Annotated in this window: 16 protein-coding genes and 3 tRNA genes; 7 read left to right on the top strand and 12 right to left on the bottom strand. The window is 53.9% G+C overall.

Features of this window, described 5'->3' with window-relative positions:
* The first annotated feature begins 23 nt into the window (after window positions 1-23).
* The 3 genes from M2403_RS13350 to M2403_RS13340 all read left to right on the top strand — a co-directional run bounded on the left by M2403_RS13350 (window position 24) and on the right by M2403_RS13340 (window position 4542).
* Entirely contained in the window at window positions 24-1676 is a 1653-nt protein-coding gene (locus M2403_RS13350) for a dihydroxyacetone kinase subunit DhaK (protein WP_259229491.1), read from the top strand.
* 222 nt (window positions 1677-1898) lie between these two features.
* Window positions 1899-2204: a HipA domain-containing protein gene (locus M2403_RS13345; RefSeq protein WP_259229490.1), complete on the top strand. Its 306-nt coding sequence runs from the start codon at window positions 1899-1901 to the stop codon at window positions 2202-2204.
* A 79-nt stretch (window positions 2205-2283) separates the two neighbouring features.
* Window positions 2284-4542: a YgiQ family radical SAM protein gene (locus M2403_RS13340; protein ID WP_165058919.1), complete on the top strand. Its 2259-nt coding sequence runs from the start codon at window positions 2284-2286 to the stop codon at window positions 4540-4542.
* Here the strand turns inward: M2403_RS13340 and rhaM are convergent.
* The 5 genes from rhaM to rhaB form a co-directional block, all read right to left on the bottom strand.
* A complete protein-coding gene (rhaM, locus tag M2403_RS13335; protein WP_152325225.1) occupies window positions 4517-4831 on the bottom strand; it encodes an L-rhamnose mutarotase in 315 nt (104 codons plus the stop codon). The genes M2403_RS13340 and rhaM overlap by 26 nt on opposite strands.
* Before the next feature lie 57 nt (window positions 4832-4888).
* Entirely contained in the window at window positions 4889-6037 is a 1149-nt protein-coding gene (gene fucO, locus M2403_RS13330; RefSeq protein ID WP_259229488.1) for a lactaldehyde reductase, read from the bottom strand.
* Window positions 6038-6172: 135 nt separating this feature from the next.
* Window positions 6173-6997: a rhamnulose-1-phosphate aldolase gene (gene rhaD / locus M2403_RS13325; RefSeq protein ID WP_165058925.1), complete on the bottom strand. Its 825-nt coding sequence runs from the start codon at window positions 6995-6997 to the stop codon at window positions 6173-6175.
* A 54-nt stretch (window positions 6998-7051) separates the two neighbouring features.
* Window positions 7052-8308 (bottom strand): L-rhamnose isomerase, encoded by a 1257-nt coding sequence (locus M2403_RS13320; protein WP_259229484.1) that lies wholly within the window; start codon window positions 8306-8308, stop codon window positions 7052-7054.
* Complete coding sequence (rhaB, locus tag M2403_RS13315) at window positions 8305-9789, bottom strand: rhamnulokinase (protein WP_259229483.1); 1485 nt, start codon at window positions 9787-9789, stop codon at window positions 8305-8307. Before rhaB ends, M2403_RS13320 begins: the two co-directional genes overlap by 4 nt.
* Window positions 9790-10131: 342 nt before the next feature.
* Between rhaB and rhaS the strand changes: the two genes are divergently transcribed.
* Together rhaS and rhaR are read left to right on the top strand one after the other, a co-directional pair.
* Window positions 10132-10959, top strand: a complete 828-nt coding sequence (rhaS, locus tag M2403_RS13310) for an HTH-type transcriptional activator RhaS (protein ID WP_152325220.1) — start codon at window positions 10132-10134, stop codon at window positions 10957-10959.
* A 79-nt stretch (window positions 10960-11038) separates the two neighbouring features.
* A complete protein-coding gene (rhaR, locus tag M2403_RS13305) occupies window positions 11039-11920 on the top strand; it encodes an HTH-type transcriptional activator RhaR (RefSeq protein ID WP_152325219.1) in 882 nt (293 codons plus the stop codon).
* Between the two features lie 44 nt (window positions 11921-11964).
* On the opposite strand, the gene rhaT is transcribed toward rhaR, so the two are convergent.
* A complete protein-coding gene (rhaT, locus tag M2403_RS13300; protein WP_259229480.1) occupies window positions 11965-12999 on the bottom strand; it encodes an L-rhamnose/proton symporter RhaT in 1035 nt (344 codons plus the stop codon).
* Window positions 13000-13597: 598 nt separating this feature from the next.
* Window positions 13598-14692: a GGDEF domain-containing protein gene (locus tag M2403_RS13295; RefSeq protein WP_165058931.1), complete on the bottom strand. Its 1095-nt coding sequence runs from the start codon at window positions 14690-14692 to the stop codon at window positions 13598-13600.
* Window positions 14693-15096: 404 nt separating this feature from the next.
* On the opposite strand from M2403_RS13295, the gene M2403_RS13290 reads away from it, so the two are divergent.
* Window positions 15097-15378, top strand: coding sequence for a DUF1435 domain-containing protein (locus M2403_RS13290; RefSeq protein ID WP_165058933.1), 282 nt, complete (start codon window positions 15097-15099; stop codon window positions 15376-15378).
* A 115-nt stretch (window positions 15379-15493) separates the two neighbouring features.
* Here M2403_RS13290 and M2403_RS13285 read toward each other — a convergent pair.
* The 4 genes from M2403_RS13285 to M2403_RS13270 all read right to left on the bottom strand — a co-directional run bounded on the left by M2403_RS13285 (window position 15494) and on the right by M2403_RS13270 (window position 16961).
* A tRNA-Leu gene (locus M2403_RS13285) sits at window positions 15494-15580 on the bottom strand.
* Between the two features lie 40 nt (window positions 15581-15620).
* A tRNA-Leu gene (locus tag M2403_RS13280) sits at window positions 15621-15706 on the bottom strand.
* Between the two features lie 36 nt (window positions 15707-15742).
* A tRNA-Leu gene (locus M2403_RS13275) sits at window positions 15743-15828 on the bottom strand.
* 233 nt (window positions 15829-16061) lie between these two features.
* On the bottom strand, window positions 16062-16961 hold the full coding sequence (locus M2403_RS13270) for a LysR family transcriptional regulator (RefSeq protein ID WP_259229479.1): 900 nt from the start codon (window positions 16959-16961) through the stop codon (window positions 16062-16064).
* 134 nt (window positions 16962-17095) lie between these two features.
* Between M2403_RS13270 and M2403_RS13265 the strand changes: the two genes are divergently transcribed.
* Window positions 17096-18091 carry an aldo/keto reductase gene (locus tag M2403_RS13265; RefSeq protein ID WP_259229478.1) on the top strand — a complete coding sequence of 332 codons (996 nt, stop codon included), beginning with the start codon at window positions 17096-17098 and terminating at the stop codon, window positions 18089-18091.
* A gap of 9 nt (window positions 18092-18100) precedes the next feature.
* On the opposite strand, the gene rsmC is transcribed toward M2403_RS13265, so the two are convergent.
* The gene (gene rsmC / locus M2403_RS13260) at window positions 18101-19144 is read right to left on the bottom strand and encodes a 16S rRNA (guanine(1207)-N(2))-methyltransferase RsmC (protein ID WP_152325213.1); all 1044 of its coding nucleotides are present in this window, start codon (window positions 19142-19144) and stop codon (window positions 18101-18103) included.
* Between the last annotated feature and the right edge of the window lie 71 nt (window positions 19145-19215).

The raw sequence follows: 19215 nt of genomic DNA, 5'->3' as shown, positions 1-19215 counted from the left end.
ACAGTTAAAAGGAAAAGCTCTGCATGTCTAAATTTTTTATGAATGACCGCAAGACTCTGATTAACGATGTGATCGAAGGGGTGATCCTGACCTCTCCCTACAAAAATCTGGCGAAGCTGGACATTGATCCCGCAATCCGCGTGGTCGTGCGGCGCGACTGGGATAAGAAAAAAGTCGCGCTGATTTCCGGTGGCGGTTCCGGACATGAACCGGCGCACGTCGGTTTTGTCGGTAAAGGGATGCTGACGGCAGCAGTGTGTGGCGAAGTGTTTGCATCGCCGAGCGTTGACGCGGTGCTCAACGCCATTGTTGCGGTGACCGGGAAACCGGGCTGCCTGCTGATTGTCAAAAACTACACTGGCGACCGTCTCAACTTTGGCCTTGCGGCAGAAAAAGCCAAAGGCATGGGATACAACGTCGAACTGGTGATGGTGTCTGATGACATTTCCCTGCCGGATAACAAACAGCCGCGTGGCATTGCGGGCACGGCGGTGGTTCACAAGATTGCCGGTTATGCGGCCGAACAGGGCAAATCCCTGAAAGAAGTGACCAAAATTGCCCAACAGGCTATTGATGCGACGGCCAGTATCGGCGTGGCGGCCGCCGGTTGTAACCTGCCCGGCGGCGGTGAAGATGAAGAAGAACAGCGCATTGAGTCCGGCCACGTTGAGCTGGGTTTGGGCATTCACGGCGAACCGGGCGTATCGACCATGAAAACCCAGAACAGCAAAAAAGTGATTGATACGCTGGTCGGAAAACTTCAGGAACATGTGAAGAAAAGCGACAAACTGGCAGTGCTGGTCAACAACCTCGGTGGCGTTTCGCCGCTGGAGATGAATCAGCTGACTAAAGAACTGGTGCATTCCGCGCTCGGCGGTTCAATCCGTTATCTGATTGGCCCGGCGTCGCTGGTCAGCGCGCTGGATATGAAAGGTTTCTCACTCTCGGTGATTGCGCTCAAAGGCGGCATCGAAGAAGCATTGCTGGCAGAAGTTGAAGCGTCCGGCTGGCAGCCGCTGGTGAAACTGGAAAAACTGGCGACCAAAAAAGGTAAGAAGATCAGCGAGAAGAAAGTCGCGAAAGCCTCGTCTAATGCGGCGGTCGGCAAAATTGTCGAAACCATCACGCAGACGCTTTCTGACCTCGAAGATGAACTGAACAAGCTGGATGCCAAAGTGGGCGACGGCGATACCGGTTCAACGTTTGCCAGCGGTGCGCGGGATATTCAGAAACAGAACAAAGGAAAAAAACTGCCGCTGAACAATGTGGCCGATCTCCTCGGCATCGTCGGCGATCGTCTGGCCGTCGTGATGGGCGGATCCAGCGGTGTACTGATGTCGATCTTCTTCACGGCGGCGGGCAAAAAGGTGGCGGAAGGCGAGAAGCTGCCGAAAGCGCTGCTGTTTGGCCTGGAGCGGATGAAACATTATGGCGGCGCCGATCTCGGCGATCGCACGATGATCGACGCGCTGCAACCTGCGCTGGAAGCATTAGGCAAAAAAGAGGCGCTGAAGGGCGCTGCCAAAGCCGCGGCCAAAGGTGCAAAAGACACTGCCAGCATGAAAAAAGCCAATGCCGGTCGTTCTTCATATCTCAACAGCAACAGCCTGAAAGGCGTGAAAGATCCGGGCGCGGTCGCCGTCGAAAAAGTGTTCGAGGCACTGGCGAAGAAATAACGTTGTCATTGCGTTGAGAAGTCATAAAAACAAAAGGCCTGCGGGGAAACCAGCAGGCCTTTTTTATAGGACCTTTTAGGCATCCCTTATCAAAATAAAGTCGACTAATTTTATGACGAAACGCTTCGACAGGGACGGCAACCGTAAAATTCATTATCAGTCGCTTTGCGCAATGGATCATGCGGATTATAAGCAGAGAGCTACGAGCAATTGTTCTCACTCATGCAGGTGCTGCGTCAAAGCAAAATTGATGCTTTAGAGTTGTATCGCCGGAGGGTATTTAACATCGTCGCCCGAAATCATGATGACCACACAAAGAACTTCGGTTTTATTTTGAATGAAGATTTTCAATGGAAACTTGCTCCGGCTTTTGACAGGGCTTACAGCTACAAACCGGGTTCGCCAGGGGTGAATTCCCATCAGTTATCGCTGAATGGCAAGCGTGATCATTTTACCCGTCAGGATCTCCTGATCCCCGCAGGCCTTATTTCGTACACAAAAACAAAAACTGATCTAAATCAAATCTGAGTGATTTGCCCGCCCGTCGAAATTTAAGCCCCCGTATAATTTGCGGCCAATTATTTGCCGTCGAACGAAGAACCTCCTAATGCCAATCAGCCTGATCCAACCCGATCGCACATTGTTTTCTTACCCGCGCTACTGGGCCGAATGCTACGGTACAGCGCCGTTTTTCCCGATGACACGGGCAGAAATGGATGAACTTGGCTGGGACAGTTGCGATGTGATCGTGGTGACCGGCGATGCGTATGTCGATCACCCGAGTTTCGGGATGGCGATCATCGGCCGCATGCTGGAAGCGCAGGGGTTCCGCGTGGGGATCATCGCGCAGCCGGACTGGACCAATAAAGACGATTTTATGCGGCTCGGTAAGCCGAACCTGTTTTACGGCGTGACCGCCGGAAATATGGATTCGATGATCAACCGTTACACGGCTGACCGGAAATTGCGCCATGACGATGCTTACACGCCGGGCAATGTCGGCGGCAAACGCCCCGATCGCGCAACGCTGGTGTACACGCAGCGCTGCAAAGAAGCCTACAGCGATGTGCCGGTTTTACTCGGCGGTATTGAAGCCAGTTTGCGGCGTATCGCGCATTACGATTACTGGTCCGATACCGTGCGCCGTTCAGTGCTGGTGGATTCCAAAGCTGACATGCTGATTTATGGCAACGGCGAGCGACCTCTGGTGGAAGTGGCGCACCGGCTGGCGGCGGGCGAATCGATTGCAGATATTCACGACGTGCGAAATACCGCCGTGATGCGCAAAACTGCGCTGATTGGCTGGAGCGGGGTGGATTCCACGCGGCTCGATAAGCCCGGTAAAATTGAGCCGATCATGAACCCGTACGGCGAGGATTTACCCTGCTCCGAAGGGGAACTTCCTGCGCCGGATGCGCCGCAGCCGATTACCGTTCGTGCGCCAAAGCCGAAGCCGTGGGAGAAAACCTACGTTCTGCTGCCGTCGTTCGAAAAAGTGAAGGGCGACAAAGTGCTGTACGCCCATACCTCGCGTATTTTGCACCACGAAACTAACCCGGGTTGTGCGCGGGCGCTGATGCAAAAACACGGCGATCGCTATGTGTGGATTAATCCTCCGGCGATCCCGCTGTCCACGGAAGAAATGGACGAAGTGTTTGGCCTGCCTTTCCAGCGCGTGCCGCATCCTTCTTACGGCAAATCCACGATCCCGGCGTATGACATGATCCGTTTTTCGATCAACATCATGCGTGGTTGCTACGGCGGTTGCGCGTTTTGTTCGATCACTGAACATGAAGGGCGGATCATTCAGAGCCGTTCGGAAGAGTCGATCGTGCGAGAAATCGAAGAGATCCGCGACAGCGTGCCCGGCTTTACCGGCGTGATTTCCGATCTTGGTGGCCCGACGGCAAACATGTATATGCTGCGCTGCCAGTCGCCAAAAGCGGAACAAAGCTGCCGACGCGCATCCTGCGTTTATCCTGAAATCTGTACGCACATGGACACCAACCATGAGCCGACCATCAATCTATACCGCCGCACGCGCAGCCTGAAAGGCATCAAGAAAATCCTGATTGCGTCCGGCGTGCGTTATGACCTGGCGGTGGAAGATCCGCGTTATATCAAAGAGCTGGCCGAACATCACGTCGGCGGTTATCTGAAAATTGCGCCGGAGCACACCGAAACCGGGCCGTTGTCGAAAATGATGAAACCGGGAATGGGCAGTTATTACCGGTTCAAAGAGCTGTTCGACAGCTATTCCAAACAGGCCGGAAAAGAGCAGTATCTGATCCCGTATTTCATCTCTGCCCATCCGGGGACGCGAACGGAAGATATGATCAATCTGGCGCTGTGGCTTAAGAAGAACCGCTTCCGGCTGGATCAGGTGCAGAACTTCTATCCGTCACCGCTCGCCAGCGCGACCACCATGTATTACAGCGGCAAAAATCCGCTCGGGAAAGTGGATTACAAAAGTGAGGACGTGGTGGTGCCGAAAGGCGATCGTCAGCGTCGCTTGCATAAAGCGTTGCTGCGTTATCACGATCCGGTGAACTGGCCGGTGATCCGCGAAGCGCTGACGGCGATGGGTATGCGCCGCCTGATCGGCATCCGCCCGGATTGCCTGGTGCCTCCTGACGGCTTTGATCCGAAATTTACGCCATCACGTTCCGGGAAAGACAAACCGGCCGCGACGCGTTTCACCGGATCCAAAGCGCAAAATCCGGCGACCGGAAAAGGTAAATCCACCGAATTCCGTGCAGGGAAAAAACCGGCGGCGGCCAGACCGGCTCAGGGGAAAAACGGTCAGTCTGCCGCGCAGGGAAAAAGCGGGGAACAGCGGGTTAATCGAGGTAAAAGACCGGCTTAAGATCGCTGCTGATCGGGCTGTTATCGGCATTGGCAGGCATCACGTCTGCCATATGCTTCCACCATTGCTGGCAGATTTCCGTCTTCGCCACGGCGTTCCATCTTTCTTCTGATTCAATCTCCACATACCCGAACAGCAGGTTACGTTTTTCATCGAGAAAAATGCTGTAGTGGTGCGCGCCGTGTGCTTTCAGGGTCTCCGCCAGTTCCGGCCAGATCGGTGTATGCCGCCGCTGATATTCCGCATGCGCATTCGGGTTGACCTGCATAACGAAGGATTTACGGATCATTCGAATTCTCCTGGTTTGGTTTTCTCCCTCCCCTGCGAAGGGGGAGGAGAAAAGAAGTCACATCGCTTTCATGTAAAGCTCGCGCACTTCTTCGCGCGTAGCGGTTCCCGGGTTGCACGGCGCGCAAGGGTCAGCCAGCGCTTTGTCGAGCCAGCCTTCGATGTCGGCTTCGACTATGCCTAATGCTCTGAATCCTGATGGAATTCCCACTCTCGCCGACAAATCACGGATCGCTTTAATCGCCGCAATGCTGGCCTGCGTTTCGCTGATGCCCTGCGTATTCACGCCCATGGCGCGTGCGATATCGGCAAAACGATGCGGGGCGGAAGCACGGTTAAATTCTTCCACGACCGGCAGCAGAATGGCATTACAGACGCCGTGCGGCAGGTTGTGCGTCGCGCCTGGCTGATGCGCCAGCGCATGCACTAATCCCAGCCCGGCGCTGTTAAACGCCATCCCTGCCAGATATTGTCCCTGCGCCATTTTCTCGCGCGCTTCAATATTATCGCCATGATCCACCGCTTCTGGCAGCCAACGGGTAATGGTCGAGATCGCCGCCAGCGCCGTCGGATCGGTCAGCGGATGCGCGCCGACAGAAACATAGGCTTCGATGGCGTGCGTCAGGGCGTCCATACCGGTGGCTGCGGTAACATCTGCGGGGATCTTCAGCATAATCGACGGATCGTCCACCGCGATATCCGGGATGAGATTCGCATCGATAATGACTTCTTTTACCTGACGCTGGCTGTCGATGATCACCGCATTACTGGTCAGTTCCGCAGCGGTACCGGCCGTGGTGTTGACCGCCACCAGAAATACGCCCGGTTTCGTCACTTTGCCGACGCCGGAATAAATCGTCACCGGTCCCGGATTGGCTGTCAGAATTTTGATGCCTTTTGCGGTATCAATCGGGCTGCCGCCGCCGAAACCAATCAGGTAATCGCAATGATTTTCCTGATACTGACGGAAACCTTCGTCTACGTGTGCGGAAGTCGGATTAGGCACCACGCCGCCGTATAACGCATACGGCAGTCCGGCGGCTTTCAGTGCGGAGAACAGGCCATCGAGCAGACCTAACTCGACCAGCTTACCGTCAGTGACGATCAGCGCTTTGCCCGGTTGTTTTGTCGCCAGCATCGCAACCATATCGCTGATCGCGCCCTGGCCGTGGAGGCTGATTTTTGGAAGAGCAAGCATGAAACTCATAAAATTCCCTCTCATATTTTATTTAAAATCAATATCCTGACTGCGCGGCTCCTGATCTGCGCCGGTCCCGGCGACAGGAAACTTTCCGTCGTTCCTGTGCCGGGTTTTTAATAAGTGGGAGCCTTAATGGCCGGTTCAGGCTTTTAAAGCGGCCTCAAAAGGTGTGACGTCAAAACGTTTAGCCAGCGCAATCAGCTCGTCGGTTTGGATCGTCTGTTTCATCCCACCCATTGAAATCACTTTCACCAGTATTTCCGCCGATTTTTCCGCGGTGTCGATCAGACCAAAGGCGTCATCAAGCGTCGGGCCGCAGCCGAAGATCCCGTGGAAGGCCCACAGCACCAGGCTGTGATGTTGCATCCGGTCGGAAGTGGCTGCGCCGATGCCGTCGGTGCCCGGGACCATCCACGGCACAATGCCCACGCCGTCGGGGAAGACCACCAGACATTCGGTGCTGCATTCCCACAGCTTGCGGGTGATTTTCGCGCTGTCGGGTTCGAGCACATAGGTCAGTGCAATCAGGTTGGTGGCGTGGCAGTGCATGATCACGCGATCCTGCCCGTTTGTGACGCGTTTACGCACAGCGTGTGATTGCAGATGGGATGCCAGTTCTGACGTCGGCAGGCCGCCCGCGGTCAGGCCCCAGAGGATTTTGTAGCTGGCGCCTTTGTCATCGAGCTGAATAACGGTCAGCGCTTCGGCAGGGGCGAGCTGCACATTGCGGAAGAATTTGCCGGAGCCGGTCACAATGAAATATTCGTTAGCCAGATCCGGCGCGTGCTGGGTCAGTTCAACCTGACGCGGCTGGGCGTAAAAATCATTTTTGTACGGTGCCACATCTTCCGGTAGCAGACGCATACTGACGTTGCCGCCGTTGCGCTCGTCCCAGCCTTTCAGCCACATATCGGTGGTCGCTTTGACCATGCCCTGTACAAACCACGCGCTAAATAATGTTTTCATCAGTTCTTTCCTGCGAATAAGGTGAATGCTTTTCAGCCATAAAATCTTCGATAATCAGCGTTTCGCCAGCACGCTGGTTTCGTAATGACGAACGGTATCCAGCCACTGAGCGCCGACCGGCACGTCGTGACGCTGGCAATACATGTCCCAGACGGCCTGCCACGGCAGCGATTTTTGTTCTTCCAGCAGGGCCAGGCGGCCGGTGTAATCGCCTTCGACTTCCAGTTTTTTCAGCAGGTCGGTCGGTTCCAGCAGCGCTTTCAGCAAGGCTTTTTTCATGTTGCGGGTGCCAATAACCCAGGCGGCGATGCGGTTGATGGAAGCGTCGAAGAAATCCAGCCCGATATGCACGCGGTTGAACAGGTTATGGCGCACGATTTCGCTGGCGATGGCCTGCGTTTCGTCATCCAGCAGCACGACGTGGTCGCTGTCCCAGCGCACCGGACGGCTGACGTGCAGCAGCAGGCGCGGCACATACAACATGGCGGCCGAGATTTTGTCGGAGATCACTTCGGTCGGATGGAAATGCCCGGCATCGAGGCACAGCGCGGTGCCGCGGCTGGCGGCGTAGCCCAGATAGAATTCGTTGGAGCCGACGGTGTAGCTTTCAGAGCCGATGCCGAAAAGTTTGCTTTCGACGGCGTCGATGTGTTCGGTGATATCAAACTTCTCGGCAATCACTTCGTCGAGCGCACTCATCAGGCGCTGGCGCGGTGCCAGACGATCCACGGTGACATCTTTCATGCCGTCCGGAACCCAGATATTCATGACGGAAGGCGTGCCCAGCGCGCGGCCAAAGAAGGCGGAAACGCGACGGCTGGCCTGACAATGTTCAATCCAGAACTGGCGGATTTCCGGATTGGCGCTGGAGAGCGTGAAGCCGTCCGCGCTCATCGGATGCGAGAAACAGGACGGGTTAAAGTCCAGACCCAGTTTGTTTTTCTTCGCCCAGTCGACCCAGCCGGTGAAATGCTTCGGTTCGATTTCATTGCGCGGAACCGGATTATCGGATTCCAGATAAATAGCATGCAGATTCAGGCGATTAGGGCCGGGGATCATTGAGATCGCCAGTTCTAAATCCGCCCGCAGCTGTTGTGCATTCCGCGCTTTGCCGGGGTAATTGCCGGTCGCCTGAATACCGCCGGTCAGCCCGCCTTCCGGATTTTCAAAACCCGCGACGTCATCCCCCTGCCAGCAATGAATGGAAACCGGCAGGGAATCGAGTTGTTTGATTGCGGCTTCGGCATCAATGCCCAGCTGGGCAAAACGTTCTTTGGCTAGCGTCCATGCGTGATCGATAGATGAAGTCATACTGCGAGCTCCTCATTGGCGTGACAGAGCGCCTGAAAACGGCGCCAGTGAATTGGGAAATCCTCGTGAATACGGGGGAGGTAATGGCGTTGTTCGAAATTCGTGGCGACTATGCGACGAAATTCAGCGGCATCTTTTACGGCATCAAGGGCCATCAGCTGGCAGCCGATATTGCCAAGCGTGGAGGCTTCAACCGGCCCGGCGCTGACGTTTACCTGACAGGTGTCTGCGCAAAGCTGGTTCAGGAACTGGTTCTGGCTGCCACCACCGACAATGTGAATGTCGCGAAGCGGCTCGCCTTGCAGCTTCGCCAGCTGAACGGCCACCTGCCGGTACAACATGGCAAGACTGTCGAAAATACAGCGCGCCAGTTCAGCCGGTGAGACCGGAACCGGTTCTCCCGCCTGCCCGCAGGCTTCGCGGATGGCATCGACCATTGACGGCGGATTGATAAAGCGGTCTTCATTCGGATTAATCAGATAGGTGAACGGCGGGACGTTTTTGGCCAGCGTAATTAATGAAGGCAGGTCCTGAATATTCAGTTCGCGGCAGACGCGCTGGAACAGCCATAACCCCATAATATTGCTCAGTACGCGGTAGCTGCCGTTGATGCCGCCTTCATTGGTGACATTGTCGTGCATCGCGCCGGCGTGATTGAACGCTTTCGGGCTTTCGATGCCCATCAGCGACCAGGTGCCGGAACTGATATAGGCGCTGTGCGTGCCGGTGAGCGGCGCGGCCACGACTGCGCTGGCGGTGTCATGCGTGGCGACACTGAAAACGGGTACGCTGCGGCCGCGCGGGCTGTGCCACAGGCCGGGAGAATGGCCGGGCTGGCTCGGTTTTGTCAGCCATTGACGCGGTACGCCTGCCAGTTTCAGCAGATCTTCATCCCAGTCGCCGGTGGAAATATTCAGCATCTGCGTGGTGCTGGCGTTGGTGTATTCCTGATTCAGCTTGCCGGTAAGACGGTAAAGGAAATAATCCGGGATCATCAGCAGATGCGCGGCTTTTTCTACGACCTCTGGATGCTGTTCGCTCAGTGCACGCAACTGATAGAGCGTATTAAACGGCATAAACTGGATGCCAGTTTTCTGGTAAATCGCTTCGCGGCTCAGCTGTTGCTCCATCCGCGCCATGACGCCTTCGGTGCGGTTGTCGCGGTAGGAAACGGGCAACCCTACACGCTGGCCGTATTCGTCGATCAGGACATAATCCACGCCCCAGGTATCAATGCCGATACCGTCGAGCTGAATGCCCGACGCATCCAGGCGGTTCAGCCCCTCGAGAATGTGCTTTTCAAGCGCATCAAGATCCCAGGTTTCGTGACCGTCTACGTGCATCAGGTTATTGGGAAAACGGTGAATTTCTTTCAGCGTCAGCGTTGCTGCCGGGTCTGCATCGTAGCGGGTAAACGTCGCCAGCATTACCCGGCCGCTGGAAGCGCCGAGGTCAATAGCGGCAAGATGGTGAGTTCTCATAGCGGCCATTCCTTATTGAATATGCGGCCAGTGTAGGGGAGGCGTTGCGGGGTCACCTTCCGGTGATTGCCATCGGTTTTGACGGGATGGCAGCATTAAAAAGGTAGATGCGAGGCAGATCACAGATCAGCCGAAAGCTGGCGCTGGCGAGGTTTTGCAAACGGGGATGCGGGCGGGGCGGGCGACTGTGATCTTCGCCGCAGATCTGTTGCATGGTGGGGTGAATCTTAAAAATCTGACCGTTTATGACGTTTTTCACGCCGCCGTTTGAAGGCAAGAACGGCACGCGCAGGGTAGGGTTGTTTTCCGAAGCATCATGATTTCCTGAACCGGAGGCGATAAATGACGTTACTGAAGGGTGATGATTATTTTGCGGCACCTGAGCTGACTGTGACGGTTGAGCGGCGTCTGCCGCAAGACGTTTTCCCGGAGCATTACCACGATTTCCACGAGATTATGCTGGTGGAAAGCGGATCGGGCGTGCACATCTTTAATGACAATCCGTATACCCTGACTGCCGGAACGGTGTGTTTTGTCCGCGCCAGCGATCATCATTTGTTTGAAAATGTGGATAACCTGCGGCTGACCAATGTGCTTTTCCGTTCGCCAAAAGCGTTTCGCTTTATTCAGGATGTCGGCCATTTTCTGCCACAGGAGCATCACTATCAGTCGCAGATCCACTGGCAGCTCAGCCCGTGCGTGTTGCATCAGGTTCTGAACTGTATCGCGCAGCTGGAAGCGCTGCCCGCCAGTGTAGAAATGGAACACATCGCCACGCGCGAAAGCCTGTTTTTACAGTTGCTGATCCTGCTTTATCAGGACTGTTTTCAGCCACAATTGCGAGATACCTCGGAAAACAAGGTTAACCAACTTTTGCAATGGCTCCAGTCACATTACAGTGAGGACGTTAACTGGACCGAGGCCGCAGAACGTTTTTCGCTGGCGCTGCGCACGCTGCACCGGCAGATGAAGCATTACACCGGCATGACGCCGCAGCGGTATCTCAACCGCCTGCGCCTGCTGGAAGCCCGCCGTCGTTTACATCACAGCGATCAGAGCATTACGGATATCGCTTATGCCTGCGGGTTCAGTGACAGTAACCATTTCTCGACGCAGTTCCGTCGGGAATTTTCGGTGTCGCCAAAACTCATGCGTGATCAGCTACGTTAAGCGGTGCCTCTCGTGCGCTCAGGTTTTTGCCTGAGCCGCCTCGTTTATCTTGCCGTCAAACGGGTATGGGATTGCTGCTATGTCTTTAAGACTCAATAAAAATGACCTCTTTCTGACCGGGATGAACTCGGTGGTGGTAGAAGAGCGCCATCCGCAGGCGGATTTCCCCACCCATGACCACGATTTCGATGAACTGGTGATCGTCTGGCGTGGCAACGGCATGCATATCTGGAACGATATTCCCTATCCCATTACCTGCGGCGACCTGTTTTACATCAACGCCAGAGACCGGCACAGCTATGAATCGGCCAATGAACTGGCGCTCGATAATGTGCTGTTTTGCCGCGAACGTTTCCGGCTGGAAGCCGACTGGGCGCAATTATTGCCGGGAGAAAATGCCAGCCAGGAACAGCGTTACTGGCGGCTGAGCACGCTCGGGATGTCCGTTTTGCGCGATAAAGTGGATGAGCTGGCGAAGGAGTGTATGAAATCCGAGCCGCTGTCTGTTCAGCTGAGCGAAGCGTTGCTGATGCAGCTGGCGCTGCTCTTGCTGCGCTTCCGGCACCGGCCAGACAGCGGTGTGTTGCCCGACGCACATCAGCTGGATTTATTGCTTATGGCGCTGCGGGCAGGCATTGCCGAACCGTTCCATCTGGAGACGTTTTGTCAGCAACATCAGTTGAATCCCCGCAGCCTGCGCGCGTTATTCAAGCAACACACCGGGCTAAGCGTGATGAACTATTTACGCCAGCTCAGGTTGTGCCGGGCAATGAGTTTGCTGCGTTATGGCAACAAGGCGATTGGTGACGTGGCCGCCGAATGCGGCTTTGACGACAGTAATTATTTTTCCGTGGTGTTCAACCGTGCGTACGGTGTTTCGCCGAGGGATTACCGGCAGCGGTTTATTGCTCAGGCCAAAAAGACGCCGCCGCAGCCTTTTTCGCTGATTGCGGCGGATTGATAACGGCAAAGCACGCTCTGCCGCCAGGGTTTACGGGGGAAAAGTCAGAGTGCCATTCCCAGCCCGACGATATTGGCAGCCAGAATAATCACCAGCGCACCGAGGCAGAGAATGCGAACCGGTTTTCTGCCGACGCCCGCCCATTCTTTCAGAACAAGACCGATGATCCCGCCACACAGCACGTAGAAACTCATGTGCAACATCCAGCTCATGTAGTCGTATTCGATGGGAATGCTCGCGTGTCCCCAGGCGTAAAAGAAGAATTGCAGATACCACATGGTGCCGCCCAGGATGGAGAACAGGATATTGGCCACCAGCAGGGATTTCGCCACGGACATGTCTGCCCTGAATGAAAGGCTTCTTCGTGTCGCAAGACGGATGATGCAAAAACCGAGGTTGACGAGAGCGCCGCCGCCCATGATCACTACATAACTTGGGAGGGCAACGTAGAGCGGGTCGATGCCCAGTGCGCGTGCTGCGTCGTGCATCGGCACCGCTGCACTCATCGCAAACGACATCCCGGCGGAGAAGATCCCGCACATCACCGCCAGAATCAGCCCTTTTTTCAGGTTAAATTCTTCCGCCTGAATCCCCAGCGCTTTCTCTTTCAGATAACCCGCGTAACTGACAATCGCCACGCCAATCACCGCCACAAGCACGCCGAGCAACGTTAACCGGCCACCGGCGGTACCGAACAGCATACCGATTTTGCCTTGCAGGACCGGGGTCATCAGCGTGCCGATAATCAGGGTGATCCCGATGGCGATGCCTATCCCCAGCGACATCCCGAGATAGCGCATCGTGAGGCCGTAGTTGATGTTCCCGATGCCCCACATCGCGCCGAACAGGAAAACCGGCAGCAGGGTAGCAAAGCTGAACGAGCCGTAATACGCCCAGAAATCGGGCAGAAGTGCGTAGCTCACCGCCCACGGTAAAATAATCCAGGAAAAGAAACCGCCCAGCGACCACATGGTCTCCCAGGACCAGCTTTTCACTTGCTTGAAAGGTGCATAGAAGCAGGCTGCGCTGGCCGCTCCTATCAGATGCCAGATAATCCCTAAAACTATCGAACTGTTCATACACCGGACCTTTTGTTATGTAGAGAAACAGAGTGGTAATGAGGTGAATAAGTCTGCCGTAATACGCTGATCCGTCAGAAGTCAGTACGGCGGGTGGGCAACAGTGTAAGAAGTGTTCGATCAGGGAGCCTTCCGGTCAGTGCCACGGGAAAATAGCCTCTGGCACTCGCCGGAAGGTGGGCGTGAGAGAGTTCACAAATTTTGAAACAGACTAAATAATGGCGTTAAAACAATAAAGTAGACGGGTTTTGTAACATAAAACCTGGCGGGAAAAAGCAATATTCTGTGGGGGCGATGAGAAAACAACGTCGGGATTAGGATTATTTTTATACATCTTATTTTTGTGGGGATTTACAAAATGGAAGGGGTATTTAAGCAGGGCGTTCAGTCAGGCGGGTAACAGGGTTTTGTAACATTCAATAAGGTAAACAAGCTGTTTAACTTTCAGCCTGAACCATTAATCAGGCCGAAAGTTGAATGATTATGCAGTGATAATGAATGAGCGCGCTTTATTATCGAACAGGGCGGCAGCATCATTATCGCTGGCAAAAATAATAACAATGAGCGCGCTGTTATCAATGCTACTTTCCGGCAATTATCAGGCTAATTTTTCTTCAGCGATTTCGTGGCGCTCATTATTCTCTTCCCATGCATAAAATATTTTATTACGCCCGCTATTTTTGGCTTTATACAGTGAGGCGTCAGCGTTGCCCAAGGCACTAATAAAATCGCCCTCTTCCAGCGCAGCTAACCCGGCGCTGACGGTAACGTGAGTCGAGACCTGTGCGTTAAACAAATGCGGGATATTCAGGCCCAGAACCTTATTCTGAATGCGTTCTGCCATCCGGATTGCGTGTTCCTGCTTCACGTTCGACATCAGCACCAGAAACTCTTCTCCGCCATAACGAACGACCACATCCCGCGAACGTACGGCGTCACGAATGGCGGCAGAAACGCGCACCAGCGCCTGATCGCCCATGCTATGGCCGTAATTGTCGTTGTAGGCTTTGAAGTGATCGATATCGAGCAGCATCACGTAATGGCCGGAAGCCTGATTAAAGAGGGTTTCCAGCTTGTTCTGCAAACCACGGCGGTTGTACAGGCCGGTGAGCGGATCCAGCATACTGAGATCGCTGAACTTTTCCCTTTCGCTGTAGAGATTCGACACCATGCGGCGGGTGAATTCGTCGCTACGTTTGAGCATCAGGTGATGCAGCCACAAACCAATCAGTGGCAACATAACGGTGAACAGGATATGCCCGATGTGCTGAAAGTCATCCAGGAAGATGACGCAAAGAGTGGAAGGTACTGCATGCAGGCAAAAAGCCAGAAAATTATCTGACAAAGCGATGGCGCTGATAAAGAATATACTGAGTAAGCTGATCACCAGATAATTTTTATCTGTTTGCCCGACTTCCTCAAAACGTAATGCTATTTGCCAGGCCCATAACAGACCGACAATCACAGAACACATATTCAGATGTGAAGAGTAATTTTTCTTACTGAAAAAAGAAAATATTAACCCGCCACAACAAAGTGCAAAAATCAGTATCAGCGGGAAGGGTGTCGCCGCTGCATTGTCGGGGGGATAAACCATCGAAAATAGCGCCGTGGCACTATTTAAAAAAAAGAATAGGAGCATCGCCAGCCGATGTTTGCTTCTCAGCAGTTCATCATAGGAATGAGATATCATCAAATTTACTCTATTTAGCGTCTGTTGTTCTGAATAGATAAAGATTCTTATCGCCCTATACCGCGTGCTTATTCCATTAAGACAAGTTCCATGCAGGCAGGCTAATGGTTTTAATAGGTAATTATTAGAATTCTATAAATATAGTTTTTTCAGTGACTATTATAAAAAATTTAATTAGCCGGGTTTCACTAATTTGGTTTAACACCTTTAAAATTAGCACTTTTGTACGCAGGTGTCACCCAAACGGAGTATAAGACCGCAAATAACTGCGCAGACTTTACCTTAAAGGCGGGCGTGCTGGCAGACGGGCGTTGTGTCGTCTGATTTATTGCGGGGGGTGTATGGTAAATGAGAAAAAATCCTATATGATATTGGTTCTCATTATCAGTATTTGGAGCAGGGTTATGATACCGGCAATTGTCATGGCATGTGGGATCTGGGCGGTTGTGTGGATGCTGGGTAAACGTCTGACCAGTGGCTGGGGGGTATTGCTGCCTTGCGCGCTGATGCCGTTGCTGGCGCTGGCACATATGACGTTGGACCAGCTGCGCGTCCTGGTCGTGGTCGCGATGCTGGTAACGCTGGGCATGCTGTTCCACCGGACGCTGCGCCATTATCTGCTGCTGCCCTCATTTATGGCGCTGGCAGGCGGACTGGCGGCAGTGACGTTGAATTTTAGTTTGTGATGAAAACAGGAATACGAAGATGAGAAACAGGAAAAACAGTAAAGCGAAGGGGATTTTTTACTTTCTGAAATCGAAGGAGTTAATACAGGAAGCAAAACCGAAGAACAGAATCATGTGGTGCGAAGAGAGGGACTTGAACCCTCACGTCCGTAAGAACACTAACACCTGAAGCTAGCGCGTCTACCAATTCCGCCACCTTCGCACAGATGAATTCTGCTGACTGCTGATTTATATCACCGGAGTGGTGCGAAGGGAGGGACTCGAACCCTCACATCCGAAGGACACTAACACCTGAAGCTAGCGCGTCTACCAATTCCGCCACCATCGCGTACCGTGCCGTGCAATATAAATCTTGTGATTGTTTTGGTGCGAAGGGAGGGACTCGAACCCTCACATCCAAAGGACACTAACACCTGAAGCTAGCGCGTCTACCAATTCCGCCACCATCGCGAACCAATTGATTACTGTGTTGACGCATTCATCGGAATGTCATCAGCAAGTAACACAACCACGGGGGCGAATTCTAGAGATTTTCCCACAGGCGTCAACTGTTATTTCCCCCATTTCGGATGGTTGATGTAAAAAACAACATATTCAAGGTGAATGGGTCAATCTGTCAGAACGAAGCCAGGTTAATTGATGGTTTAATCAGCAATTTTTCTATTAATGACCGACGACGCCACTCACGCAACCGGCTGTGAAAAGAGCGTAATCAGCCAGTCGAGAAACACGCGAATACGTGGCGCGAGAAAGCGTCCCGGCGGATACATGATGTAAAGTGGCATCGGCGGCGGCGTTAAGGCTGACAGGACTTCCACCAGTTCTCCCCGTTCCAGTTCCTGCGCAATCGCCAGTCTTGAAACCTGAACCAGACCAAAACCGGCTTTTGCCGCTGCAATGTACGCATCTGCGCCGCTGACGGTCAGCGTACGGGGTAACTGAATTTTTTCGACCGTGCCATCAGTGACAAATTCCAGATGCGATTCCGGCTGCTGATGTGCGAAAAAGTAGCCAATGGCCTGATGCGTGGCGAGATCTGCACGCGTTTGCGGGGTGCCAAATTTCGCGAAATACGCCGGAGACGCGCAGGTGATTTGTTCGAGATTGGCCAGATGCCGCGATTGCAGATTTTCATCTTCAGACGGCCACGCACGAATCACGCAATCCACGCCCTGATCGAGCAGATTGACGGAGTTGTCATTGGCGCTGACGCTCAGGGTGATATGTGGATAATGTTCATAAAATGCCTGCAACGCCGGAATCACCATCACGCGCGCCAGCGAATGCGGCATGTCGATTCTGACTGTTCCGGCGGGCTGGTTTCTATGATGCGCAAACAGGGTATCGGCTTCTTCAAGCGCTGACAGTAATTGCAGGCAGCGCTGGTAATAAATCTTGCCTTCATCGGTGATTTTAACCTGACGCGTTGTGCGCAAAAACAGCCGGACGCCCAGCCGCTGTTCAAGCCGTTTCAGCGTCGTGCTGACCGTTGCGCGCGGTAAATCAAGGTCTTCCGCCGCGCGGCTAAAACTCTCCAGCTCGGCGATACGGATGAAAATTTTCATTGCCTGTATCTGATCCATTTTTCTTCTCCGCAGGCGCTCAGGATTGTTTGCGATTGATGAACAGTGTTGCACGTTTTGGATGATTTATCTTATCCGCAATAACAACCACACTTCTTCCTGTTACTTACTCTTCATGTCACGAGGGAATCTCAATGAAACAACGTCAGCTTGGAAAAATGGGTCCGATGGTGTCCGCGCTCGGTTTGGGTTGCATGGGCATGAGCGATTTCTACACCACCGGTCAGGATGAAAAAGAGTCGATAGCGACGCTGGAACGTGCGCTGGAACTGGGCGTCACGATGTTTGATACCGCCGACGTGTACGGCCCGCATACCAATGAAGAACTGCTGGGACGTTTTCTGAAAGGGCGTCGCGATAAAGTTTTCCTGGCCACCAAATTCGGCATCGTGCGTGACCTCGCGAACCCGCATGCACGCGCCACCAACGGACATCCGGATTATGTCCGTCAATCCGTTGAAGGCAGCCTGAAGCGTCTGGGGACGGATGTTATCGATCTCTATTATCAGCATCGCCCTGATCCTTCCGTACCCGTTGAGGAAACCATGGGCGCGCTGGCGGATCTGGTTCAGGAAGGGAAAATCCGTTACATCGGGCTGAGTGAAGTGTCTGTCAGCCTGCTGGAGCGTGCGCACAAAGTGCATCCGGTTACCGCGCTGCAAACGGAATATTCGCTGTGGTCGCGGGATGTAGAAGCGGAGATTTTGCCGGCGTGCGAACGCCTTGGCATTGGTTTTGTGCCCTACAGCCCGCTGGGACGCGGTTTTCTGACCGGACAAATCCGTTCAATGGACGATCTTGAGCCCGACGATTACCGTCGCTTCAGCCCGCGCTTCGAAGGTGAAAACTTTGCGAAGAATCTGCAGCTGGCGGAAAAAATCGGTGAACTGGCACAGGAAAAAGGGGTGAAACCGTCGCAGCTGGCGCTGGCGTGGGCGTTATCGCGTAGCGATAATCTGGTGCCAATCCCTGGCACCAAACGTCGTCATTATCTTGAGGAAAACATCGCCGCGCTTGATGTCTCCCTGAGTGAAGCCGAAATCGCGGCGATCGAAGCAGTGTTTCCTTTCCACGTTGCGGCGGGTGACCGTTACAACGCAGAAATGATGCGCATCCTCAGCGAGCAGTAAAACGACGGATTAACGTTTTTTCTTTGGATCACGCGGCGGACGGCCACGTACAGCTTTGTACACTTTGAAACGGCCATTTTGTGCCAGCACTTCATGGCTGCCAAACGTGTCATCCAGCAGCGCGGCGTAAGGCAGGAAGGCGTTAGCCACAATGCGCAGTTCGCCGCCGATATTCAGATGGCTGACCGCGCCACGGATCAGCTGTTCAGCCGCCGTCAGGCTGGTTTGCAGACCTTCGTGGAATGGCGGGTTGGAGATGATCATGTCAAAACGACCGGCAATGTCGGAATAGACGTTGCTGGCGATCACTTCGCCCGGTAAATCATTGGCGGCCAGTGTGGCGCGGCTGGCTTCGATAGCGGCTGCGCTCACATCGCTCAGCGTGATTTTCATCTTCGGCGAGTATGTCGCCAGCACTGATGCCAGAACGCCGGAACCACAGGCCACATCCAGCACTTTGCCTTTAACAGGTTCTTCGAAGCTGTTGATCAGCAACAGGCTTCCGCTGTCCAGACCTTCACGGCTGAATACGCCCGGCAGGGTTTTGATGGTCACTTCTTCGACCATGTACTCATCCCACCAGCCATTTGCATCAAATTCAGGCTGTTTTTCCAGACGCCCGTGGTACAGGCCGCAACGGCGCGCGCTGTCGACTTTACTCAGTTCGCACAAGCCTTCCAGCGTGGTTTCCGCGCTGCGAACGCCACTGCGGTTTTCACCGATGACAAACACGTCGATACCGACCGGCAGCTGTGACAGCAGGTTGAAAAGCTGGAATTTGGCTTCCAGCTTGCTCTTCGGCCAGTAATACACCAGCACATCGCAAGGCGCGATCAGGTCTGCGTCGGCCAGTAAGCCGAACTGCACGTTGTCGCCCAGCGTTTTGCTGAGCATCTGCCAGTGGTGATACATATTGGTGTGAACGCGGACTTCTTCGGCGTCGAGTTCAGCAGGCAGGTTATCTTGTAAGTCGCCGGCGAACAGGACGCGGCGGCCTTCAAATTCTTCGCTATGGCGCAGTATGACTTCGCTGGCCGGAGTTAATGCAGACATCAGGGTGTGGCTCCTCAGGAATGTAACGCGCGATTATAGAGGTTTATTGGCGCATGTTCGATGTGTTTGCT

The sequence above is a fragment of the Rahnella sp. BIGb0603 genome, assembly GCF_024808755.1.
Lineage (GTDB): Bacteria > Pseudomonadota > Gammaproteobacteria > Enterobacterales > Enterobacteriaceae > Rahnella > Rahnella contaminans.
The sequence above is the reverse complement of the archived record's forward strand: the minus strand, read 5'-3'. Positions and strand labels throughout refer to the sequence as shown.